This is a genomic window from Enterobacter cloacae complex sp. IR5422, from assembly GCF_049238165.1.
GTDB lineage: Bacteria > Pseudomonadota > Gammaproteobacteria > Enterobacterales > Enterobacteriaceae > Enterobacter > Enterobacter roggenkampii.
In genome coordinates, this window is record NZ_JBMKHT010000024.1 from 17,865 (window position 1) to 39,002 (window position 21,138).

The following is a 21,138-nucleotide window of genomic DNA, read 5'->3' on the forward strand; positions in this document are numbered from 1 at the left end:
CTGTTTCGCTGGCGCAGACTTCTGACTACAATAGCCGCCATTTTGACCATAACGGATAACGACGAAGTATGCGCCTGCAATCCCATCATCTTGAACTTTTAAGCCCGGCCCGTGACGCCGCCATTGCCCGTGAAGCGATCCTTCATGGCGCAGACGCCGTCTACATTGGCGGCCCGGGCTTCGGTGCCCGCCATAACGCCAGCAACAGCCTGAGCGATATTGCTGAACTGGTGCCGTTCGCCCACCGTTTCGGGGCGAAGGTGTTCGTCACCCTGAACACCATTCTTCATGATGATGAGCTGGAGCCTGCGCAACGTCTGATTACCGATCTCTATCAGGCCGGGGTGGATGCCCTGATCGTTCAGGATATGGGCGTGCTGGAGCTGGATATTCCGCCCATTGAGCTGCACGCCAGTACCCAGTGTGATATCCGCACGGTAGAGAAGGCGAAGTTCCTCTCCGACGTCGGCTTTTCGCAGATCGTTCTGGCCCGCGAGCTGAACCTGAATCAAATCCGCGATATTCACCAGGCGACAGACGCGACGATTGAATTCTTCATCCACGGCGCGCTGTGCGTGGCCTATTCCGGCCAGTGCAACATTTCGCACGCGCAGACGGGCCGCAGCGCCAATCGCGGCGACTGCTCTCAGGCCTGCCGTCTGCCGTATACCCTGAAAGACGACCAGGGCCGCGTGGTGGCATTTGAAAAACACCTGCTCTCGATGAAGGATAACGACCAGACCGCCAACCTGGGCGCGCTGATCGACGCGGGTGTGCGTTCCTTCAAGATTGAAGGGCGCTATAAAGATATGAGCTACGTGAAGAACATCACCGCGCACTATCGCCAGATGCTGGACGCCATCATCGAAGATCGCGGTGACCTGGCGCGCGCGTCGGCTGGCCGTACCGAGCATTTCTTTATTCCGTCGACGGACAAAACGTTCCACCGCGGCAGCACGGACTATTTCGTGAATGCCCGTAAAGGGGATATCGGTGCGTTTGACTCACCGAAGTTTATCGGTTTGCCGGTGGGGGAAGTGCTGAAAGTGGCGAAAGATCACCTTGATGTTGCGGTGACGGAGCCGCTGGCGAACGGCGATGGCCTTAACGTGATGATTAAGCGTGAGGTCGTGGGCTTCCGCGCCAACACGGTCGAGAAAACCGGAGAGAACCGCTACCGCGTATGGCCGAATGAAATGCCGGCCGATCTCTACAAGGCGCGGCCGAACGCGGCGCTTAACCGTAACCTCGATCATAACTGGCAGCAGGCGCTGCTGAAAACCTCCAGCGAGCGTCGTATCGCGGTGGATATTGAACTGGGCGGCTGGGAAGAGCAGCTGATTCTGACCATGACCTGTGAAGACGGCATCAGCGTAACGCATACGCTTGATGGCCTGTTCGAGGTGGCAAACAACGCGGAGAAAGCGCGCAACAGCCTGAAGGATGGCGTCGCAAAGCTGGGGCAGACGATTTACTACGCCCGCAACGTTGAGGTCAATCTGCCGGATGCCCTCTTTGTGCCGAACAGTTTGCTCAACCAGTTCCGACGTGAAACCGCCGAGATGCTGGATGACGCGCGCCTGGCGAACTACCCGCGCGCTAGCCGTAAAGCGGAAACCGTTCCTGCGCCCGTCTACCCGGATACGCATTTATCCTTCCTCGCCAACGTCTACAACCATAAAGCGCGTGAATTCTATCATCGCCACGGCGTGCAGCTGATCGACGCGGCTTATGAGGCGCATGAAGAGAAGGGCGATGTGCCGGTGATGATCACCAAGCACTGCCTTCGTTTCGCGTTTAACCTGTGTCCTAAGCAGGCGAAAGGCAACATCAAGAGCTGGAAGGCCACGCCTATGCAGCTCGTAAACGGTGACGAAGTGCTGACCCTCAAATTTGACTGCCGTCCGTGCGAAATGCATGTGATTGGCAAGATGAAAAACCACATCTTCAAAATGCCGCAGCCCGGCAGTATTGTGGCGTCCGTCAGCCCGGACGATTTGATGAAAACCCTGCCAAAACGCAAGGGCAGCTAACTACCGAACGTGCGTGTCCGGTTTGCGCGATTTCTGCCACAGGTGGTGTTCGCGCAAACCCTCCGCCGACTCCTCCGCCGCGCTTCGCAATTCATCGCTATCGGCTTCATGACGCAGCTGATGATCCACATTCTTTACCCACAGATATTCATGTCCTTTGTGCCCGGCCATAAGCTGGCCTGAAAAGAGGGCACAGATAAGCATCACGAGAGATAAACCTTTTTTAACCATGAAGTCACCGCCGAATAACGTTGCGGCTTAATGATGACGATTATTTATTATGGTTATTATTCAAAAGTTAAAATTAGCGCAAAGGGAATGTCAAAGAGGATGATTTCGGGCGCGCTGCATCTCATCAGAGATCATTACCAGTGCGGGTTAAAAAGGCTGTTTAACCTTCGTTAAGACAACGAGTGTTAGGTTGTATGGGATCCGCAGCCCGGCCATGGAGTGTCGGGACGTAGAGACCAAAATACAAATCTATCCATGCAAGCATTTACCGCCATTTTTTGGCGGTTTTTTTTTGCGCATAACGTAGCGGTGTTGGCCGTGGGGTTATGGCGTCACCCGATAGTGCGACTGCACCAGACCCGAAGGGAAGCTGCGGCTGGAGACCAGCGTCAAATCGATATCCCCGGGAAGGGCGCCAAATAGCGATTTTCCCGAACCGAGCAGGACAGGAACGGTTGTGATCACAATATCGGCCACCAGTCCTTCTCTCAGGAACGACTGTATGACTTGCCCACCATCGAGATAGACGCGACGGGCGTTCTGTATCGCCAGATCGTCGAGCACCTCCTTTGGCGTGCGGCCGGAAAACTGTACTTTGCCCCTCAGCGCGTCGGGTACGGGCGTGTCGACCAGCTGTCGGGAGAGCACCAGCACGGGCCGGTCATAAGGCCATGTCTCAAAGGTCCGCACCTTCTCATAGCTCCCCCGGCCCATCACGATCCAGTCTTTGTCTGCGATGAACGCCGTGTAGCCATGATCCTCATTCGGGTCATCGCGCTGCAGCAGCCAGTCGATATCATCATTGTGTCGGGCGATGTAGCCATCAAGACTGGTTGCAATAAAAACGTGTGTGGTGACCATCAGGTTCTCCGTATTCCAGCGAAACCAAAAGACTGACGCCTCAGCGGGCAGTACCGGCATGAGAAAATTGTTTACGGTACTGGGCCGGGGAAATCGCGAACTGCTGGCGAAAATGATGACGCAGCGTCGATGCCTGACCAAACCCGGTCTGTTCCGCGATGCTGTCGATGCTTAAACGACTGCTTTCCAGATAATCTTTCGCCCGCAGCAGGCGCTCATTGAGTAACCAGCGGGCAGGCGTCGTTCCCGTTGCCGCTTCGAAGCGACGCAGAAACGTGCGCTGACTCATACCGACACGACGCGCCAGCGAGTCGACGCTGTGCGGCTCGGTGAGATGCGTGTGCAGAAAATCAAACAGCTGACCGAGGCGCTGGCTTTCCCGCAGCTGCGCTACCGGGCGGCTCAGCTGTTGCGGCTGAGATCCATCCCGGTGAGGGGGAATGACAAGCCGCCTCGCCACGCTGTTGGCGGTTTCCATCCCGAAATCCCGACGCACGACGTGCAGACAGAGATCGATCCCCGCCGCGCTGCCTGCGGAAGTCAGGATCTCGCCTTCGTCCTGGTAGAGCACATCCTCGACCACGTCGATGTCAGGGTAGCGGGCTTTAAGCGTCTCAATGTAACGCCAGTGCGTCGTGGCTTTGCGTCCGTTGAGCAGACCGGAGGCGGCCAGCACAAACACACCCGAGCAGATGGAGAGCAGCTGACAGCCCCGCGCGCTGGCCTGACGTAATGCGTTGCAGAGCGCGTCCGGGACCGGCGAGTCCACCCCCCGCCAGCCCGGCACCACGATCAGATCGGCAGACGCAAGCAGGGAGAGATCGCCATCGGTAATGATACGGATCCCGCCTGTCGCCCGAAGCTCACCGTTATCAACGCTTGCCACGGCAAAACGATACCAGTCGTCGCCCAGCTCGGGGCGCGGCAGGCCGAAGATTTCCACCGCCACGCCAAACTCAAAGGTACACAGACCGTCATACGCCAGCACCACCACCTTCGGGCGGGCAATCTGTCTTAACGTTGTCATCTTTTTGCTGTTTTCTGGCATAAGCGAGCGCATTCATGAGCTGAATTTGTGGATAGAGTAGTGTTAACACAAACGCCAAAGATGAGGAAGGATCATGAGCTATGTTACTGAATTTCCGGCTGCCGAACCGCAGGAAGCCGTTACCCATTTTCTGCGTCGCCTGAGCGTCGAAACCGACTGCGCCGATGTGCATCATGCCATCACGCATAACGAGCAGGACTTTGTTTTGCTGCACGTGGTGGGGAGCCCGGAGCAGTTTGCCCGTCGCCATGTGCCGGGCGCTCTGCATATGCCGTGGAGCCAGATGACCGCTGAGCGCATGGCCCAATGGCCTGAAGGGACGCTGTTTGTCGTCTACTGCGCAGGGCCGCACTGTAACGGCGCGGACAGAGCCGCGCTGAAGCTGGCGCGTCTCGGGCTGCCGGTCAAAATCATGCTCGGTGGGATCACCGGCTGGGAAGATGAACGCTACGCGTTTGCCAGCGAGGCGTCCGTCGCCGCGCTGTGAAGATGAATTTTTTTCAACATACGTGAAATTTTCTCGTTTGCCGGCACCGGTGAGGTATGACATTGTTTTTGGACATTTAGACATCCAGAAGTCTAAAGCTTCAAATGATAAATTATCACTGCGGGCAATTATTGCCGGCAGACTGAGGAGATTGCCATGCAACGACACCACGCCCCGTTCCGCGCCGACGTAGTCGGCAGTTTTTTACGCCCGGATGCCATCAAGCAGGCTCGCCTGAAATTTGCCAGCGGCGAGATTGATGCCGGGCAGCTTCGTGCGGTGGAGGACGAGGCCATTCGCCACGTCGTCGAGCAGCAGTGTGCGTGCGGCCTGCATGTGGTGACCGACGGTGAGTTTCGCCGTGCCTGGTGGCACTTCGACTTCTTCGACGGTCTTCAGGGCGTTGAGCGTTACGATTCCCAGCAGGGCATCCAGTTTAACGGCGTGCAAACCAAAGCCCACGGCGTGCGCGTTACCGGCAAGCTGGGCTTTGGCGAGCACCCGATGCTGGACGATTTCCGCTATCTGAAAAGCATCAGCGGTAACGCCCAGCCAAAAATGACCATTCCGAGCCCAAGCGTGCTGCACTTCCGCGGCGGTCGCAAAGATATTGATGCGACCGTGTATCCGGACCTTGACGTCTATTTCGATGACCTGGCGACCACGTGGCGCGATGCCATCCGGGCCTTCTACGACGCGGGCTGCCGTTATCTGCAGCTGGATGACACCGTCTGGGCCTATCTCTGTTCGGACGACCAGCGCCGTCAGATCCGCGAGCGCGGCGACGACGCCGATGAGCTGGCGCGCATCTATGCCCGCGTGCTGAACAAGGCGCTGGAGGGCAAGCCGGACGATCTGACCATCGGACTGCACGTCTGTCGCGGCAATTTCCGTTCCACCTGGATTTCCGAAGGCGGCTACGAGCCGGTAGCGGAAGTGCTGTTCGGAACGGTCAACGTGGACGCCTTCTTCCTCGAATATGATAACGACCGCAGCGGGGATTTCGCGCCCCTGCGCTTTGTTCGCCCGGGCAAACAGCAGGTTGTGTTGGGTCTTATCACTACAAAAAACGGCGAGCTGGAGAATCCGGAGGGAATTAAAGCCCGTCTCGAAGAGGCGGCGAAATACGTGGCGAAAGAGCAGATTTGCCTCAGCCCGCAGTGCGGTTTTGCCTCGACCGAAGAGGGCAACAGCCTGAGCGAAGCCCAGCAGTGGGACAAAGTCCGGCTGGTCACGCAGATCGCCAGCGAAGTCTGGTAACCCCGTTATACGGCGCTGCATTATAAAAGTGCAGCGCTGTACCATTCTGAGTCGTTCTCTTTACATCCGGCGTTCCCCTCCCAGAAATAGCGCTATCTCCATTCTGGCACTCTTTTTGCTCCTGTTTCGCTGACACTTTTTTTCCGCGTCCACGCCGTACCGGACGTTTTCGCACAGCGTTCTTTTTCAGGAGTGAAAATATGCAGCGTCGTACCTTATTAAAAGCTTTTGCGTTATCCGCGTCCGTCGTGGCGATGGGGATGAGTTTTGGCGCGCAGGCGGCCGATACCATCAAGGTGGGGATCATGCATTCGCTGTCCGGCACCATGGCCATCTCCGAAACCCCGCTGAAAGACGTCGCGCTGATGACCATCGATGAGATCAACGCCAAAGGCGGCGTGCTGGGCAAGAAACTGGAGCCGGTGGTGGTGGATCCGGCCTCAAACTGGCCGCTGTTTGCCGAGAAGGCGCGTCAGCTGCTGAGCCAGGATAAAGTGGCGGTGGTATTCGGCTGCTGGACGTCGGTGTCGCGCAAATCCGTACTGCCGGTTTTCGAGGAGCTGAACGGCCTGCTGTTCTATCCGGTGCAGTATGAGGGCGAGGAAATGTCGCCAAACGTCTTCTATACCGGCGCGGCGCCGAACCAGCAGGCTATCCCGGCGGTGGAATACCTGATGAGCGAAGACGGCGGCGCGGCGAAACGCTTCTTCCTGCTGGGCACCGATTACGTCTATCCGCGCACCACCAACAAGATCCTGCGCGCGTTCCTGCATTCGAAAGGGGTGGAGGATAAGGACATCGAAGAGGTTTATACCCCGTTTGGCCATAGCGACTACCAGACCATCGTCGCCAACATCAAAAAATTCTCTGCGGGCGGCAAAACCGCCGTGGTGTCAACCATCAACGGCGATTCCAACGTGCCGTTCTACAAAGAGCTGGCTAACCAGGGGCTGAAGGCGACGGACGTGCCGGTGGTGGCGTTCTCCGTGGGTGAAGAAGAGCTGCGCGGGATCGACACCAAACCGCTGGTGGGTAACCTGGCGGCCTGGAACTACTTTGAGTCCGTCGATAACCCGACCAACCAGGCCTTCGTCGCGGATTACAAAGCCTATGCGAAGGCGCACAAGCTGCCGAACGCCGATACCGTCGTAACTAACGATCCGATGGAAGCCACTTACGTAGGTATTCACATGTGGGCGCAGGCGGTGGAAAAAGCGGGCACTACCGATGTGGACAAAGTGCGTGCGGCGATGGCCGGTCAGTCCTTTAAGGCGCCGTCAGGCTTTACGCTCACCATGGATGCCACCAACCATCATCTGCACAAGCCGGTCATGATCGGTGAAATCGAGGGCAACGGCCAGTTCAACGTGGTGTGGCAGACCGAACAGCCGGTACGCGCCCAGCCGTGGAGCCCGTTCATCGCCGGGAATGATAAAAAGCCCGACCAGCCGATGAAAACCGCCAGCAACTAAGCCATCACCGCAGGGAGAAACGTCATGAACGCCATGCGCCTGTTCATCGCTCTTGTATGGCTTTCCGGACTGCTGCCAGGGATGGTGCAGGCATCGGATGCCGATCGTTTTGTTGCCGCCAGCCGCAGCCAGCAGGCGGATTTGTTGACGCAGTGGGCCGCCGCGCCGGATGCGTCAAGACTGCCGCTCCTTGAGGCGCTACAAAAGGAAAATCTCTACGTCGATACGCAAAAGCACGCCTTTGCACAACGCGATGGCAACGTCATCCCGCTGGGGGACAGTCAGACGGCAGAGGGCCCAACCAAAGCCGTTCGTCTGACGAACCGGCTGCGCGTGCTGGCTGCAACCGCTATCGCCACGCATCAGCTGGTGAGTGACAGTGTCACCGAAAGACGGGCGGCGGCGCGTCAGCTGCAGCGCGATGCCCAGCCCGGGATGCTCGCTTTTCTGGAAAAGCGTGTGAACGATGAGACGGACGCCGTGGCGCGTCAGGCGCTGCTGCTGGCGGTCGCGAATCTCCAGCTGGCCAGCCCGCAGCCGGAAGTGCGCCGCAAGGCCGTCGAATTGTTAGGCCAGTCAGACGATCCGGACGTGCAGTCCAGGCTTACCCCGTTTACCCTGCCACAGACGGAGCCGGATAGCGCGGTGCGCGCGGCCGCAGAAGAGAGTCTTAGCCAGATCCAGCACCGCCTGATGTGGGGCGACCTGCTGGGCCAGGCGTTTATGGGGCTGTCCCTTGGGTCGGTGCTGCTGCTGGCCGCGCTGGGGCTGGCTATCACCTACGGCCTGCTGGGGGTGATTAACATGGCCCACGGCGAGATGCTGATGCTGGGGGCATATGCCACCTGGATGGTGCAGCAGGCGATGGCCGGGCTTGCGCCCCAGTGGCTGGCGCTCTATCCCGTTATCGCGCTGCCGGTCGCGTTCTGCCTGACGGCGGGCATTGGAATGGTGCTGGAGCGCACGGTGATCCGTCATCTGTACGGTCGTCCGCTGGAAACGCTGCTGGCGACGTGGGGCATCAGCCTGATGCTTATCCAGCTGGTGCGCATGACCTTTGGTGCCCAGAACCTGGAGGTGGCGAACCCGGCATGGCTCTCCGGCGGGGTGCAGGTTTTTGCCAACCTGACGCTGCCGTGGAACCGCATCGTGGTGCTGGGCTTCGTGCTGCTGGTGCTGTTCTTTACCTGGCTCATTCTGAATAAAACCCGTCTGGGGCTTAACGTGCGGGCGGTGACGCAAAACCGCAGCATGGCCGCCTGCTGCGGGGTACCGACAGGGCGCGTCGATATGCTGGCGTTTGGGCTTGGCTCCGGGATTGCGGGGTTAGGCGGCGTGGCGCTATCGCAGCTCGGTAACGTCGGGCCTGAGCTGGGCCAGGGCTATATCATCGACTCCTTCCTTGTGGTGGTGCTCGGAGGCGTAGGCCAGCTGGCAGGCAGCGTGGCCGCGGCGTTTGGGCTGGGGATCTTTAATAAAATCCTTGAACCACAGATGGGGGCGGTGCTGGGCAAGATCGTGATTCTGGTGGCGATCGTGCTGTTTATTCAGAAACGCCCGCAGGGGTTGTTTGCGCTGAAAGGGAGGGTGATTGACTGATGAGCCAGCCGCTGACCTTAACGCTGGCGCGCAAAGCGCCACGCACCACGCAGATAGTGGGCAGCCTGCTGGTGGTGTGTTTGCTGATACTGCCGTTTTTCGCCTTACTGCCTGCGACGCATCCGCTGGCGCTGTCGACCTGGATGCTGACGCTGATTGGCAAGATCCTCTGCTATGCCATCGTGGCGGTGGCGCTGGATCTGGTGTGGGGATACGCCGGTATGCTGTCCCTTGGGCACGGCCTCTTCTTCGCCCTGGGCGGCTATGCGATGGGCATGTACCTGATGCGCCAGGCGGCAGGTGACGGTCTGCCCGCGTTTATGTCGTTTCTCTCCTGGAGCGAGCTGCCCTGGTTCTGGTGGGGCACCCAGCATTTTGCCTGGGCGCTGGTGCTGATTGTGCTGGTGCCGGGCCTGCTGGCGCTGGTGTTTGGCTGGTTTGCCTTCCGCTCGAAGATCAAAGGGGTCTATTTCTCGATTATGACCCAGGCGCTGACCTATGCCGGGATGCTGCTGTTCTTTCGCAACGAAACCGGGTTTGGCGGCAATAACGGCTTTACCGGTTTTACCACGCTGCTCGGGTTTTCGGTAACGGAAACGACCACCCGCATCGCGCTGTTCCTGGCGACCGTGCTGTTGCTGCTTCTGGCCCTGGGCACCGGGTTTGCGCTGGCGAAGAGCAAGTTTGGCCGCATCCTGACCGCCGTGCGCGACGCCGAAAACCGCCTGACCTTTTGCGGCTACGATCCGCGCGGGTTCAAGCTGCTGGTGTGGACGCTTTCTGCCGTGCTGTGCGGTCTGGCGGGGGCACTTTACGTCCCACAGGTCGGCATTATTAACCCCGGTGAAATGTCGCCGACGAACTCGATAGAAGCGGCCATCTGGGTGGCGCTGGGCGGGCGCGGCACGCTGGTGGGGCCGGTGATTGGCGCGGCGCTGGTGAACGGGGCGAAAAGTTTCTTCACCGTCGCGATGCCGGAGTACTGGCAGCTGTTTCTGGGGCTGATTTTTATCGCCGTCACGCTGTTCTTGCCGCGCGGCGTCTACGGTCTGTTGCGTAAGGGAGAGAAATAATGCAGCCAACGGAAGGATTATTTACCCGCCAGCTGCCCGGCGATCGCTACCGGGACCAGACTGACCCGGTGCTTCAGCTTGAATCCATTAACGTCAATTTTGATGGTTTTCAGGCCCTGACCGATCTCTCGCTGAATATCGGCGTGGGCGAGCTGCGCTGCGTGATTGGCCCCAACGGTGCGGGTAAAACCACGCTGATGGACGTCATCACCGGCAAAACGCGGCCAAAGAGCGGCAGGGCGATTTACGATCAGTCCATCGACCTGACCGCGCTGGAGCCTGCGGCCATCGCCCGCCAGGGCATCGGGCGTAAATTCCAGAAGCCCACGGTTTTTGAAGCGCTGACGGTGTGGGAAAACCTGGAGATCGCCATGAAAACCGATAAGTCCGTCTGGGCGAGCCTGCGGGCAAAACTCAACGGCGAGCAGCGTGACCGCATTGACGAGATGCTGGTTTTGCTGCGCCTTAGCGCGGAGCGCGACCGACGGGCCGGGCTGCTTTCCCACGGGCAGAAACAGTTCCTGGAGATCGGCATGCTGCTGGTGCAGGACCCGCATCTGCTGCTGCTGGATGAACCCGCAGCCGGAATGACCGACGCGGAAACGGAATACACCGCAGAGCTGTTCAAAACGCTGGCGGGCAAACACTCCCTGATGGTGGTGGAGCACGATATGGGCTTTGTAGAAACGATTGCCGACCACGTGACGGTGCTGCATCAGGGGCGGGTGTTGGCGGAAGGGTCGCTGCGTGAGGTGCAGGCCAACGAGCAGGTGATTGAGGTCTATCTGGGACGTTAAGGAGAGGGAATGTTACAGGTCAACGAACTGAATCAGTATTACGGCGGCAGCCATATCCTGCGCGGCGTGAGCTTTGAGGCGGTCACCGGCGAAGTCACCTGCCTGCTGGGGCGCAACGGCGTGGGGAAAACTACGCTGCTGAAGTGTCTGATGGGGCTGATCCCGGCGAAAACCGGGGAGGTCATCTGGCAGGGGAAAACGATTACCCACAGCAAACCGCACCAGCGGGTGCAGTCTGGCGTGGCGTATGTCCCGCAGGGACGCGAGATTTTTCCGCGCCTGACCGTGGAGGAGAACCTCCTGCTGGGGCTATCGCGGTTTTCCGCCCGCGAGGCGAAGCAGGTGCCGGAGGAGATCTGGCAGCTGTTCCCGGTGCTCAAAGAGATGAAGTACCGTCGCGGGGGCGATCTCTCGGGTGGGCAGCAGCAGCAGCTGGCGATTGGTCGCGCGCTGGCGAGTCGTCCGCGGCTGCTTATCCTGGATGAACCGACCGAAGGCATACAGCCTTCCGTCATTAAAGAGATCGGCCACGTGATCCGCACCCTGGCAAACAGAGGCGACATGGCGATCCTGCTTGTTGAGCAGTTTTACGACTTTGCCGCCGAGCTGGCCGACAGCTATTTGCTGATGTCCCGCGGCACCATTATTCAGCGCGGGCGGGGTGAAAATATGGAGCAGGAGGGCGTTCGCGGGCTGGTTGCGATCTGAAATGTTATAATATAACATCTTCATTCTTATAAAACGGAATGAGGGCGTTACTTTGGCTGCACATATTGGGAAATTTGCCATGACTCTGGGGGCGCTGCTGGTCAGCGGCCAGCTGTTTGCTCACTCGCACGGCCACCAGATGACCGAAGCAGAACAGAAAGCGGCGAACGGCGTGTTTGAGGATAAAGACGTGAAGGACAGAGCGCTGTCTGACTGGGACGGCACCTGGCAGTCGGTCTATCCGTTCCTGCTCGATGGTTCGCTGGATCCGGTCTTTAAGCAGAAAGCGCAGAAGGATAAAAGCAAATCCTTTGATGAGGTGAAAGCCTACTACCGCACGGGTTATGCGACGGACGTGGATGCCATCGGCATCGAAAATAACGTGATGGAGTTCCATCAGGGGAAAGCGGTCAGCCGCTGCCAGTATGATTACAGCGGCTATAAAATTCTGACCTACGCGTCAGGCAAGAAAGGCGTGCGCTATCTCTTTGAGTGCAAGGACGCCAGCAGCAAGGCGCCGAAGTTTGTCCAGTTCAGCGACCATACCATCGGCCCGAAGGCCTCTTCGCACTTCCATATTTTCATGGGCAATACCTCCCACGAGGCGCTGCTGAAAGAGATGGATAACTGGCCGACCTATTATCCGAACGAGATGTATAAAGAGCAGGTCGTGGAGGAGATGTTGCACCACTGATGCTTTATTGCCGGGTGGCGGCTTCGCCTTGCCCGGCCTACATTTGCTACGCCGCTTTGGGTGACTCGCACCATGCCTTCACGCTCATCCCGCGCAAAATCATCAGCCACGCCACAATAATCGCGGCCATCATAATCACAAACAGCGACCAGTGCGGCAGGTTGGTCAGGATGATGCCGGTGATCATCGGGTTTGCCGCCGCGCCGAGCCAGCCCAGCGCCTGCGCGGAGAAATAGCTCGCCTTCATTCCCGGTGGCGCAATGTTGTCAATCAGCATGTATTCACCCGGGGCATAGATAATCTCACCCAGCGTAAAGATGGCGGCAGCGATACCCCAGTAAACCAGGTTTTCCCCGGAGAGCATAAAGCCGCCCAGCCCCACGATAAAAAACAGGGTGGCGAGGGACATCAGCGGGCGGATATTGCTGGCTGAGATCTTACGGCCCAGCGCATATTGCAGCGTTACCACCACGGCGGCGTTGACGGGCAGCACCACGGCGACCACCTTTTCGGCGAAATCGCTGTCCGCATGTGCGGCCAGAACGTATTGCGAAATACAGCTCGCGAACGACCCGCCCACGTACGACGCCAGCAGGCCAGAGAGCGTGTACCAGAACAGCGCGCGATCTTTCAGCAAGACCGACGGCTGCCACGGCGTCTTCTCCTCGGCGGTATCTAACGCCACGCTTTTCTGCACAAAGAAGTGGATAAAGCCCAGCGGCAGGGCGGCACAGAAGGCTGCCAGCCAGAACGGCAGCTGCAGGCTGTACATCACCAGCAGGGTGCCAATCGGCGGGCCGACCGTCCAGCCAATGTTCAGGAAGCTGTAGTTTAGCGAGAAGACCCGCGCCTTCTGGCTGGAGGTGAGCACCTCGGAGAACCAGGCTTTCAGCACCGTCGAAAAGACGGAGTAGGCGCAGTTGATCAGCGCAAAAAAAAGCACCACCAGCGTGACGTTATTGACCAGCGGGATCGCCACAAATCCGGCGATAAACGCCACAATCGCGATCAGCATGTAGCGTTTTTTATCAAACTTATCGGCCAGAATGCCAAATCCCAGGCTGAACACCACGCCGATAGTCAGCGCAATCGTCAGGGCATAACCAATATTCTCAACGCTCATGCTGTAGACGCGCGTGAGATAGATGGTCATAAACGGCAGCGTTGCCCCTCGACCGATGGTTAATAACAATGACGATGCCAGCAGCGCTGCGGTTGAGCGCCTGAGAGATGGTTTCATATTCCTGCCCGACAGTTGCTTATGCTTTTATTCGATGTGTGTTAACAGGATTACCATGACATAAGGGGCTTGTATAGCACCCGATTTATCCCTAAGTGCTTCAGCTGCCTGCCAGAAATAATGATCTTCTCGTGACGCACTTTTTTCTGTTACCTTGAAGTGTTAACAAATTATTAATAATTCAGGGGCGGGATATGACGCGGAAAGACGGGCTGCTGGCGTTGCTGGTGGTCGTAGTATGGGGACTCAATTTTGTGGTCATTAAGCTGGGGCTGCACAATATGCCGCCGCTGATGCTAGCCGGCTTACGTTTTATGCTGGTCGCTTTCCCGGCCATCTTCTTTGTGGCGCGTCCAAAGATCCCCTTTAAACTGCTGCTGGGCTACGGTCTGACCATCAGCTTTGGCCAGTTTGCGTTTCTCTTTTGCGCCATCAAGTTCGATATGCCGGCCGGTCTGGCCTCGCTGGTGTTACAGGCGCAGGCGTTCTTTACCATTATTCTCGGGGCGTTTGTGTTTGGCGAGCGCCTGCAGGGCAAACAGCTGGCGGGGATCACGCTGGCGGTGTTTGGCGTACTGGTGCTGATCGAGGCCAGCCTGAATGGTCAGCACGTGGCGCTGCTCGGGTTTATGCTGACGCTGGCGGCGGGGCTGAGCTGGGCCTGCGGAAATATCTTCAACAAGCTGATCATGCAGCACGAGGCGCGCCCGGCGGTGATGTCGCTGGTGGTGTGGAGCGCACTGATCCCGGTTATCCCGTTTCTGCTGGCGTCGAGTATTCTGGACGGTCCGGCGGTGATGCTGAACAGTCTGGTTGACATCGATATGACCACGATCCTGTCTCTCGTCTATCTGGCCTTTGTCGCCACCATTGTGGGCTACGGGATCTGGGGATCGCTGCTGGGGCGTTATGAGACCTGGCGCGTCGCGCCGTTATCTCTGCTGGTGCCGGTGGTAGGGCTTGCCAGTGCGGCGATATTGCTGGATGAAACGCTAAGCGCGCTGCAGCTGTTCGGTGCCGTGCTGATCATGGCCGGGCTGTACATTAACGTGTTTGGTCTGCGGGTTCGTCGGACGACGCGGGTAAGCGAAAAGGCATAAAAAAGCCCCGCGTCTGCGGGGCAAAAACGAATCAGAAGCCGTGCTGATTATAATAAGGCACGCCTAATTCGTCGGATTTGTCGCTACCAGCACCCATATGGTTGAAATCATAGGGCGACTGGTCATGTGCGGACGGCAAAATCATCGTATCCGGATTATTTTGCTGCGTTGCACGAGGGGTTTGCTCCGCGAAGGTCTGGCTGGAGAACAGCACCAGCAAGGCGAGGGCGGCGGAGGCGATAACTTTCATGATTTCCTCGGTTACGTCTGTGACAGGCGATGATTAACTACAGTGTTTTAACGGATACAGGTATCGGGATTCGCCCGGCACGCTGGTGATTCGGTACTTATGAGGCGGCACGTCAAAATAGTTCTTGAACGTACGCGTCAGGGTTTGCTGCGATTCAAATCCGTAACGCTCCGCCAGATAAAGGATCGGCTCATTGCTTTCTTTCAGTTTCTGGGCAATCTCCGTCAGCTTGCGGCTGCGAATATATTGACCTAATGAATGGCCGGTCTCTTTTTTGAACATCCGTTGCAGGTGCCATTTGGAGTAACCCGAACGCTCTGACACTTTTTCAAGGGAGAGCGGCGATTCCAGGTTATCCTCGATCCAGTCCAAAATGCTATGAATGGTGATAGCGTCAGTATTGCGTCTGGACATCGTCATACCTCTTTTTTCTGTTTACGGCAGGATTTTCTTCAGCAAAAGCTCAAGGGTTGCCACTTCATCTGCCGTTAAGTTTTTTGTTAGTTCCTGATGCAGTGTTTGTCCTACTAATTGATGACATTGCTCGCACATGGCCGCGCCATCGCTGGTCAGCTTCACCAGTACGCCGCGTTTGTCATTCGGGTTAGGGCTTCGTTCTATCCATCCTTTGCAGACGAGACGATCGAGCATGCGGGTTAACGCACCCAGATCGACAGAGAGCACCTTTTTCAGCTCAACCGGCGTGATACACACTTCGCAGCGAATGGAACACAGCACTTTGAACTGTGTTGCGGTGATATCCAGCGGTGACAGATAGTCATTGAGCAGGCGATCTTTTTTCTGATTGACCATATGAATAAGACGACCCAGCGGAACAACGTCGTTAAAGATATCACTGGTGCTTTTCACAATGGTTGCCCTGGCAAGTAATTAGTCACGGCAGATATTATTGCTCAGGCAAGTATAAGTCAACTGAATGAATCAGCCGATGCCACGAATTGCTAAAACGTTTCATGAACTTTTTTTAAGGTGTTTCAAATCATAGGGATAACTTCCTGTTATCTTTTCAGAAGGAAAATAATCGTTACGTTGCGCCCATGGCTGAATGTCACGCTTTCCCCCTATAATTGCTGTGTTAAATATGGATAAGGACGACAACGCACTATGTTGGATTTGATTAAAGCAATCAGCCTTGGGCTGGTGGTCTTGCTGCCGTTGGCTAACCCGTTAACGACGGTGGCGCTTTTCCTCGGGCTGGCAGGGAACATGAACAGCGCCGAGCGCAATCATCAGTCGATGATGGCCTCGGTGTATGTGTTTGCCATCATGATGGTGGCTTACTACGCCGGGCAACTGGTGATGAATACCTTCGGGATTTCCATCCCTGGCCTGCGTATCGCCGGGGGGCTGATCGTGGCCTTTATCGGTTTCCGCATGCTGTTCCCGGCGCAAAAAGCGCATGAATCGCCGGAAGCGACCAGCAAATCGGAAGAGCTGGAAACCGAACCGAGCGCGAATATCGCCTTTGTGCCGATTGCCATGCCGAGCACGGCGGGGCCGGGGACCATCGCGATGATCATCAGCTCCGCGTCGACGGTGCGTGACAGCGCAACCTTCCCGGACTGGGTGCTGACGGTGGCACCGCCGCTGATTTTTGCGATTATCGGGATTATCGTGTGGGCATCGCTGCGCAGCTCCGGCGCCATCATGCGCTGGGTAGGCAAGGGCGGTATCGAGGCGATTTCCCGCCTGATGGGCTTCTTACTGGTCTGTATGGGCGTGCAGTTTATTATTAACGGCGTGCTGGAGATTATTAAGACTTACCATTAAGTTCATTGCCGGGTGGCGGCTTCGCCTTACCCGGCCTACGAAATCCGTCTTTTTGTAGGCCGGGTAAGCGCAGCGCCACCCGGCACCAACAAACCTCACCCGTGCTGCCCCTGTTCCTCCAGCGCCACCGGCCACTTACGGAAGATAAGCACGGACCAGATCAGCGCCATCAGCGCCGGAATGGCACCCAGATAGCCAATCGCCGACATCGACACGTGCAGGATGACCTGGTTTCCCACCAGCGCACCCGCGCCAATCCCCAGATTGAAAATTCCCGAGAACAGCGACATGGCGACGTCCGTCGCATCCGGCGCCAGGGCTAGCACCTTCACCTGCATGCCCAGGCCAATAATCATGATCGCCACGCCCCAGAACAGGCTGAGGATCGCCAGATGGCTTTCACTGCCCGCGGCGGGCATCAGCAACAGCAGACAGGCCAGCAGCAGGCCGATAGCGCTGCTCACCAGCGATGAGGCATGCCGGTTACCCAGCTTGCCGAACAGCACGCTGCCAATAATCCCCGCGCCGCCGAGGATCAGCAGTAAGACGGTGGCAAAGTTGGCGCTAAAGCCTGCTACCACCTGCACAAACGGCTCAATGTAGCTATACGCCGTGTAATGGGCCGTTACCACGATGGCGGTCAGCAGGTAGATGCTCAGCAGCGCAGGGCGACGCATCAGCAGCGGCAGGCTTTTCAGCGAGCCGGAATGCTCGCTCGGCAGCGCGGGCAGCAGCTTAATCAGACACACCAGCGTCACCAGCGCGCCCATGCCGATGGCGAAGAAGGTGGTACGCCAGCCGAAGTATTGCCCCACGATGCGGCCAATCGGCAGGCCCAGCACCATCGCCAGTGCGGTACCGGTAGCAATCAGGCTTAGCGCCTGCGCGCGTTTACCCGCCGGTGCCAGGCGAATCGCCAGCGACGCGGTGATCGACCAGAACACCGCATGGGCAAAGGCGATACCGACGCGGCTGATGACCAGCACCGTAAAATTCCACGCCATAAACGACAGCACGTGGCTCGCGATGAACAAGACAAACAGACCGATCAGCAGCCTGCGCCGCTCTATCTGGCTGGTCAGCAGCATGAACGGCAGGGACATCAGCGCCACCACCCAGGCGTAAATGGTCAACATAATGCCCACCTGCGCCGTTTCCATCTGGAAACTGTCAGCGATGTCAGACAACAGCCCAACCGGCACAAATTCTGTGGTGTTAAAAATAAACGCGGCGATGGCCAGCGTGACCACGCGTAGCCACGCAACCCTGCGGGAAACTGTGTTCGTTGTCATAGGGATGTCGGAGATTCGTTGCTGAAAAGAAGAGGAGACGATCTTAAAACGTTGAATGGCGAAAACTCAACCATTATGTGACGCAGATCTCAATATTTACCTTATGAAAGCGGTAGCCGGGAGCGCTGTTTTCATTGAATATAAAAGAACAACACAATAAAAACAGGCGGTAAGACAATGCAGGAGATTGATTTTTATCTGGTCGATGCGTTCAGCAATACCACGTTTGGCGGCAACCCGGCCGCCGTTTGTCCGCTCAAGGAATGGTTACCCGATGAGACCTTGCTGAAAATGGCACAGCAGCATAATCAGTCGGAAACGGCCTTTTTCGTCTGCACTAAAGGAGGCATTGAGCTACGCTGGTTTACCACGCTTACCGAAGTCAATCTCTGCGGCCACGCCACCCTTGCCGCCGCGTACGTTCTGTTTAATGAACTGGATTATCCCGACTCGCGGATCCACTTTGATACCGCCTCTGGCCGCCTGACGGTCAGCCGGGAGGGGGAGTGGATGACGCTGGACTTCCCGGCATGTCCAACCCAAGAAGAGACGCCGCCGCCGGAGATGCTCTCGGCGCTCGGTATCCGTCATTACGTTGCAGCCCGCAAAGGGCGCGCCTGGCTGATCGTGCTGGACAATCGCCAGCAGATTGAAGCGCTCGCGCCACGCTTTTCGGCGATGACGCCGGGCGAGCATAAGGTGAGCGTGACGGCACGGGGTGAGGGGGAATACGATTTTGTCAGCCGCTTTTTCTCCCCCGGGGTATCCGTTCCGGAAGACCCGGTCACCGGCTCCGCGCACACCATGCTGATCCCATACTGGGGTGAACGGTTGGGGAAAACAGCCATGCTTGCCCGTCAGGTTTCCGCGCGCGGCGGCGACGTGCGCTGTGAGCTGAAAGGCTCGCGCGTGCTGATGAGCGGACAGGCTTCACTTTATCTGAAAGGCACAGTTTTTCTGCGCTAAATACCCATAACAAGAGAGGAAGAGACAATGCAGGAAATTGATTTTTATCTGGTGGATGCCTTCAGCGACAAAACCTTTGGCGGCAACGCGGCAGCGGTATGTCCTCTGGAAGCGTGGCTGCCGGACGAGACGCTGCTCAAAATGGCGCAGCAGCATAACCAGTCTGAGACCGCCTTTTTTGTACGCACCGACGGTGGGTTTGAACTGCGCTGGTTTACCACGCTCGATGAAATTAACCTGTGCGGCCATGCTACGCTTGCCGCATCGCACGTTATTTTCGAATACCTTGACTATCCGTATACTGAAATTACCTTCACCACGCGCTTCGTGGGCGAACTGACGGTTAAACGCAGCGGCGACTGGCTGACGCTGAACTTCCCCGCGTGGTCAACGGAGGTGGTCGAGAACCCACCTGCGCTGCTGTTTAGCGCGCTGGGCATCCCAGACGCAAAAGAGGTGCGCGTCGGACGTGATTACCTGGTGGTGCTGGAGAGCCAGCAGCAGGTGGAAGCGTTAACGCCGGATATTGGGGCGATGATCCCGCTGGATAAAATGGTCTGCGTGACGGCGCCGGGCGAAAAATATGACTTCGTCAGCCGCTTCTTCTGCCCGGGGGAAGGGGTGCCGGAAGATCCGGTTACCGGATCCGCCCACAGCATGCTGATCCCATACTGGAGCGAAAAGCTGGGTAAAACGTCACTTTATGCCCACCAGGGGGCGCACCGTGGCGGGGATCTGCGCTGCGAAATGAAGGGCGACCGCGTGCTGATTGGCGGTCAGGCCACCCTGTACCTGAAAGGGAAAATCTTTTTGCGCTAACGGAGCGGTACGATAAGTTAATTGTATGAAGCACCCTGGCAGGCCTGCGCTATGTTGACATTTAGCCTCACAAAAAAAGCAAGGAGCCTGCCATGTATTCCATTACCTCTGAATCTGCACGTCACCCGGACATTCTCAGCCTGATCGCGGCGCTGGACCGCTATCAGAGCGAACTCTATCCCGCCGAAAGCAATCATCTGATCGATCTGGCTGCGCTGCCGGAAACGTCGCTGATCCTGATGGTCATTCGCGACCAGCAGCTTCAGGCCGTTGGTTGTGGCGCCATCGTGCTCAACGGCGACGGTACGGGGGAGATGAAGCGGGTCTATATCGATCCGGCCCATCGTGGGCAGCACCTTGGGGAGACGCTATTGGCCGCCCTGGAAGATGAGGCCCTGAGCCGTCATTGCCATACGGTACGGCTGGAGACGGGCATCAAGCAGCGCGCCGCGGTGCGTCTTTATGAACAGTGCGGATACGATTTGCGTCCGGCGTTTCCCCCGTACGTTGACGATCCGCTCAGCCTGTTTATGGAGAAGGCGCTGGTTGAAGACGTTCGTTTAGCAGCGCTATAAAGGCCTCCAGCTGGCGGGTCATTGCCCCGCGTCGCCACACCAGCCAGGTGGTGAGCCAGCGCCAGTTTTCGGCCAGCGGCCAGGCTTCAACCTGATGATGCCCGGGCATACTCTCCAGCATCGAGCGCGGCATCAGCGCGATGCCCGCGCCCGCAATGACGCAGGCGAGCATGCCGTGATAGGACTCCATCTCGTGAATGCGGCCGGGCGCGGCGCGGTCAGCGTGAAACCAGCTCTCCAGGTGCCGGCGATAAGAGCAGTTGGCGCGAAAGGCATAAACGTCGCTGCCGCTCACCTGCGCGGCGCGTGAGATTTCCGCCTGCCCGGCAGGCGTGACCAGCATCATCTCTTCCCGATAGACCGGCATTCCTTCCAGCTCCGGGTGCGACAGTGGCCCGTCGACAAAGGCGGCGCTCAGGGTTCCCTCCAGTACGCCATCAATCATCGTCCCGGACGGCCCGGTAGAAAGGGCAAACTGAATGCGCGGATAGCGCTGGTTAAACTGTGCCAGCGTTTCAGGAATGCGCACGGCGGCGGTACTTTCCAGCGCGCCGAGGGCAAATAACCCCTGCGGCTCATCCCCCGCGACGACCATGCGCGCTTCATCCACCAGGGCGAGGATCTGCTTGCTGTAGCGCAGGAAGTTATGGCCAGCCGGGGATAAACGCAAACGCTGGTTCTCACGAATAAACAGCTCAACGCCAAGATCGGCTTCCAGCTGGCGGATGCGGGTCGTCAGGTTTGACGGCACGCGATGCACCTTCTGCGCCGCCTGGGTGATACTGCCCGTCAGCGCGACGGCGTTAAACATTTCAAGCTGGGTTAAATCCATAGCGTTCTCG

At 57.8% G+C, this 21,138-nt stretch carries 23 protein-coding genes; 14 read left to right on the top strand and 9 right to left on the bottom strand.

The window, feature by feature from the left end:
• Nucleotides 1-68: 68 nt before the first annotated feature.
• On the top strand, nt 69-2,033 hold the full coding sequence (locus tag ACOTXT_RS13180; RefSeq protein WP_025911165.1) for a peptidase U32 family protein: 1,965 nt from the start codon (nt 69-71) through the stop codon (nt 2,031-2,033).
• Here the strand turns inward: ACOTXT_RS13180 and ACOTXT_RS13185 are convergent, their stop codons facing one another.
• From ACOTXT_RS13185 to ftrA, 3 genes are all read right to left on the bottom strand, one after another.
• The gene (locus ACOTXT_RS13185; protein WP_008502251.1) at nt 2,034-2,264 is read right to left on the bottom strand and encodes a DUF2554 family protein; all 231 of its coding nucleotides are present in this window, start codon (nt 2,262-2,264) and stop codon (nt 2,034-2,036) included. It lies immediately after the preceding gene.
• A 324-nt stretch (nt 2,265-2,588) separates the two neighbouring features.
• Nucleotides 2,589-3,125 carry a dihydrofolate reductase family protein gene (locus tag ACOTXT_RS13190; protein ID WP_232945575.1) on the bottom strand — a complete coding sequence of 179 codons (537 nt, stop codon included), beginning with the start codon at nt 3,123-3,125 and terminating at the stop codon, nt 2,589-2,591.
• A gap of 40 nt (nt 3,126-3,165) precedes the next feature.
• Nucleotides 3,166-4,173: a transcriptional regulator FtrA gene (gene ftrA, locus ACOTXT_RS13195; RefSeq protein ID WP_021242516.1), complete on the bottom strand. Its 1,008-nt coding sequence runs from the start codon at nt 4,171-4,173 to the stop codon at nt 3,166-3,168.
• A gap of 73 nt (nt 4,174-4,246) precedes the next feature.
• Here ftrA and ACOTXT_RS13200 point away from each other — a divergent pair, with 73 nt between their 5' ends.
• The 8 genes from ACOTXT_RS13200 to zinT all read left to right on the top strand — a co-directional run bounded on the left by ACOTXT_RS13200 (nt 4,247) and on the right by zinT (nt 12,263).
• Nucleotides 4,247-4,660, top strand: a complete 414-nt coding sequence (locus tag ACOTXT_RS13200; protein ID WP_008502248.1) for a rhodanese-like domain-containing protein — start codon at nt 4,247-4,249, stop codon at nt 4,658-4,660.
• Between the two features lie 156 nt (nt 4,661-4,816).
• Entirely contained in the window at nt 4,817-5,920 is a 1,104-nt protein-coding gene (locus tag ACOTXT_RS13205; RefSeq protein ID WP_046092665.1) for a cobalamin-independent methionine synthase II family protein, read from the top strand.
• Between the two features lie 200 nt (nt 5,921-6,120).
• Nucleotides 6,121-7,392 carry an urea ABC transporter substrate-binding protein gene (urtA, locus tag ACOTXT_RS13210; protein WP_008502246.1) on the top strand — a complete coding sequence of 424 codons (1,272 nt, stop codon included), beginning with the start codon at nt 6,121-6,123 and terminating at the stop codon, nt 7,390-7,392.
• Between the two features lie 24 nt (nt 7,393-7,416).
• A complete protein-coding gene (gene urtB / locus ACOTXT_RS13215) occupies nt 7,417-8,991 on the top strand; it encodes an urea ABC transporter permease subunit UrtB (protein ID WP_059364014.1) in 1,575 nt (524 codons plus the stop codon).
• Complete coding sequence (urtC, locus tag ACOTXT_RS13220; RefSeq protein WP_058654421.1) at nt 8,991-10,064, top strand: urea ABC transporter permease subunit UrtC; 1,074 nt, start codon at nt 8,991-8,993, stop codon at nt 10,062-10,064. The genes urtB and urtC overlap by 1 nt, the downstream gene beginning before the upstream one ends.
• Entirely contained in the window at nt 10,064-10,861 is a 798-nt protein-coding gene (gene urtD / locus ACOTXT_RS13225) for an urea ABC transporter ATP-binding protein UrtD (protein ID WP_008502243.1), read from the top strand. The genes urtC and urtD overlap by 1 nt, the downstream gene beginning before the upstream one ends.
• 9 nt (nt 10,862-10,870) lie before the next feature.
• Nucleotides 10,871-11,569: an urea ABC transporter ATP-binding subunit UrtE gene (gene urtE / locus ACOTXT_RS13230; RefSeq protein ID WP_049120503.1), complete on the top strand. Its 699-nt coding sequence runs from the start codon at nt 10,871-10,873 to the stop codon at nt 11,567-11,569.
• A gap of 52 nt (nt 11,570-11,621) precedes the next feature.
• Nucleotides 11,622-12,263 carry a metal-binding protein ZinT gene (gene zinT / locus ACOTXT_RS13235; RefSeq protein ID WP_008502241.1) on the top strand — a complete coding sequence of 214 codons (642 nt, stop codon included), beginning with the start codon at nt 11,622-11,624 and terminating at the stop codon, nt 12,261-12,263.
• A 46-nt stretch (nt 12,264-12,309) separates the two neighbouring features.
• On the opposite strand, the gene ydeE is transcribed toward zinT, so the two are convergent.
• The gene (ydeE, locus tag ACOTXT_RS13240; RefSeq protein ID WP_055321920.1) at nt 12,310-13,503 is read right to left on the bottom strand and encodes an efflux MFS transporter YdeE; all 1,194 of its coding nucleotides are present in this window, start codon (nt 13,501-13,503) and stop codon (nt 12,310-12,312) included.
• A 194-nt stretch (nt 13,504-13,697) separates the two neighbouring features.
• Here ydeE and eamA point away from each other — a divergent pair, with 194 nt between their 5' ends.
• Nucleotides 13,698-14,603 carry an O-acetylserine/cysteine exporter gene (gene eamA, locus ACOTXT_RS13245; RefSeq protein WP_421625323.1) on the top strand — a complete coding sequence of 302 codons (906 nt, stop codon included), beginning with the start codon at nt 13,698-13,700 and terminating at the stop codon, nt 14,601-14,603.
• Nucleotides 14,604-14,634: 31 nt separating this feature from the next.
• Here eamA and marB read toward each other — a convergent pair whose 3' ends face one another.
• Genes marB through marR form a run of 3 tightly spaced genes read right to left on the bottom strand, consistent with a single transcriptional unit; the run spans nt 14,635 to nt 15,723 of the window.
• Nucleotides 14,635-14,853, bottom strand: coding sequence for a multiple antibiotic resistance protein MarB (marB, locus tag ACOTXT_RS13250; RefSeq protein WP_008502238.1), 219 nt, complete (start codon nt 14,851-14,853; stop codon nt 14,635-14,637).
• Between the two features lie 33 nt (nt 14,854-14,886).
• Nucleotides 14,887-15,267 carry an MDR efflux pump AcrAB transcriptional activator MarA gene (gene marA / locus ACOTXT_RS13255; protein WP_008502237.1) on the bottom strand — a complete coding sequence of 127 codons (381 nt, stop codon included), beginning with the start codon at nt 15,265-15,267 and terminating at the stop codon, nt 14,887-14,889.
• A 21-nt stretch (nt 15,268-15,288) separates the two neighbouring features.
• The gene (marR, locus tag ACOTXT_RS13260) at nt 15,289-15,723 is read right to left on the bottom strand and encodes a multiple antibiotic resistance transcriptional regulator MarR (protein ID WP_008502236.1); all 435 of its coding nucleotides are present in this window, start codon (nt 15,721-15,723) and stop codon (nt 15,289-15,291) included.
• Between the two features lie 255 nt (nt 15,724-15,978).
• Between marR and ACOTXT_RS13265 the strand changes: the two genes are divergently transcribed.
• Nucleotides 15,979-16,644 carry a MarC family NAAT transporter gene (locus ACOTXT_RS13265; protein WP_008502235.1) on the top strand — a complete coding sequence of 222 codons (666 nt, stop codon included), beginning with the start codon at nt 15,979-15,981 and terminating at the stop codon, nt 16,642-16,644.
• A gap of 95 nt (nt 16,645-16,739) precedes the next feature.
• Here ACOTXT_RS13265 and ACOTXT_RS13270 read toward each other — a convergent pair whose 3' ends face one another.
• Complete coding sequence (locus tag ACOTXT_RS13270; RefSeq protein ID WP_008503194.1) at nt 16,740-17,936, bottom strand: sugar transporter; 1,197 nt, start codon at nt 17,934-17,936, stop codon at nt 16,740-16,742.
• Nucleotides 17,937-18,113: 177 nt separating this feature from the next.
• On the opposite strand from ACOTXT_RS13270, the gene ACOTXT_RS13275 reads away from it, so the two are divergent.
• The 3 genes from ACOTXT_RS13275 to ACOTXT_RS13285 all read left to right on the top strand — a co-directional run bounded on the left by ACOTXT_RS13275 (nt 18,114) and on the right by ACOTXT_RS13285 (nt 20,296).
• Nucleotides 18,114-18,902, top strand: coding sequence for a PhzF family phenazine biosynthesis protein (locus ACOTXT_RS13275; RefSeq protein WP_055321919.1), 789 nt, complete (start codon nt 18,114-18,116; stop codon nt 18,900-18,902).
• 27 nt (nt 18,903-18,929) lie between these two features.
• Nucleotides 18,930-19,721 (top strand): PhzF family phenazine biosynthesis protein, encoded by a 792-nt coding sequence (locus ACOTXT_RS13280; protein WP_055321918.1) that lies wholly within the window; start codon nt 18,930-18,932, stop codon nt 19,719-19,721.
• A gap of 92 nt (nt 19,722-19,813) precedes the next feature.
• The gene (locus ACOTXT_RS13285) at nt 19,814-20,296 is read left to right on the top strand and encodes a GNAT family N-acetyltransferase (protein WP_023292427.1); all 483 of its coding nucleotides are present in this window, start codon (nt 19,814-19,816) and stop codon (nt 20,294-20,296) included.
• Here the strand turns inward: ACOTXT_RS13285 and ptrR are convergent.
• Complete coding sequence (ptrR, locus tag ACOTXT_RS13290) at nt 20,250-21,128, bottom strand: putrescine utilization regulator PtrR (RefSeq protein ID WP_021242502.1); 879 nt, start codon at nt 21,126-21,128, stop codon at nt 20,250-20,252. The genes ACOTXT_RS13285 and ptrR overlap by 47 nt on opposite strands.
• Between the last annotated feature and the right edge of the window lie 10 nt (nt 21,129-21,138).